This window comes from Winogradskyella psychrotolerans RS-3 (genome assembly GCF_000427335.1).
GTDB lineage: Bacteria > Bacteroidota > Bacteroidia > Flavobacteriales > Flavobacteriaceae > Winogradskyella > Winogradskyella psychrotolerans.
In genome coordinates this window covers 1-1,188 of the sequence record NZ_ATMR01000073.1, presented here as the reverse complement: position 1 = coordinate 1,188, position 1,188 = coordinate 1, and the positions used below count along the sequence as shown (strand labels likewise).

General features: G+C 27.8%; 1 protein-coding gene. It reads left to right on the top strand.

Features of this window, described 5'->3' with window-relative positions:
• Positions 1–44 precede the first annotated feature (44 nt).
• Positions 45–1,058, top strand: coding sequence for a hypothetical protein (locus ADIWIN_RS04950; RefSeq protein ID WP_020897803.1), 1,014 nt, complete (start codon positions 45–47; stop codon positions 1,056–1,058).
• Positions 1,059–1,188 lie beyond the last annotated feature (130 nt).

The following is a 1,188-nucleotide window of genomic DNA, read 5'->3' as shown; positions in this document are numbered from 1 at the left end:
GTTGGCATTAATGTCCGAAAACGACAAACTATCCGAATTAATTAATGATAAAATATAGTTGGGCAAAATATAATGATAAACCAATTCATATTAGTGATGTAACACTTGAAATGAGAAAAAACGGCTCATTTCTGAACATAATCACTAACGAAAAAATGACTGCATATTTGGAGGGAAAATTTAAACCTCATTTTCATCATTTGAATAAAACCAATTTCTCGAATGAAACATATTTACACGAAGTAGCAAAAGAAGTTTTTAAAGAAGCTTATTTAAATTCTATTGAAAACAAAATTCCATTCTATTTAGAATATCCTATCAATGCAGAATGTGATAAACACTTTAAACAGACAAAAATCATTTGTGAGTTAGGAAGAAAAACAGAGACTTATGATTTAACTCAAACATTTGACAAACTTAAAGTGGAAAAAGGCTTTGATGAGTTTGTGCCTGATATTCAGTTATTATCAACTAAAAAACCAACTGAAATTATATTCATCGAAATAGAAGTAACTCATAAATCAACTCAAAAGAAATTAAACTCGGGAAATAAAATCATTGAAATTAAGATTGAAAATGATTTAGATATAATTAATTTAAAAAACAACATTTTATCCTTTAATAAAGTCAACACGCAATTCTACAATTTCAAATTAACTACAATTACGAAAGACTTTTGTTCTCAAACGAAAAAAGGATGTAGAGAATCTCGAAAAGTATTTGTTTTGAACAAAAATGGTTCTTATGAATTTTTAGATTACTACCTTGAAAGTATTTTAGGAGAGATTTATTCAAATAACGACAATATAAAGTTTGTAGATTATGATTTAGAAAGATTTTATCAAAAAGGGAAATCTGAATCGGAAAATCAAATTGAATATTTAAATCGGAAAGGTATCCAAATTCGAGAGTGCGAATTGTGTCGCTATGTAGGATATTCAAGAAAAAAGATTAACAAAAAAGATGTTCGATTAAGTTTATTCTGTAAATTTAAAAAGGAATCAACTGAATCGGAAAGTGCAATAAATTGTGAATATTTTAGAACAAAAAAACACTAATGCCAACACCGTATATAATTTATTGCTGGCTTCTTGCCTACTTACGAAAGTCCTCGCGGACTTTCTTTGTCCGTAATTATTTACTAAATTAGTTGCTTGAAACACGCAACAAACCATATACAAACACGTT

Coding starts and splice junctions, on each gene's coding strand:
- ADIWIN_RS04950 (WP_020897803.1), top strand. CDS start 45: ATGATAAAATATAGTTGGGCAAAATATAATGATAAACCAATTCATATT.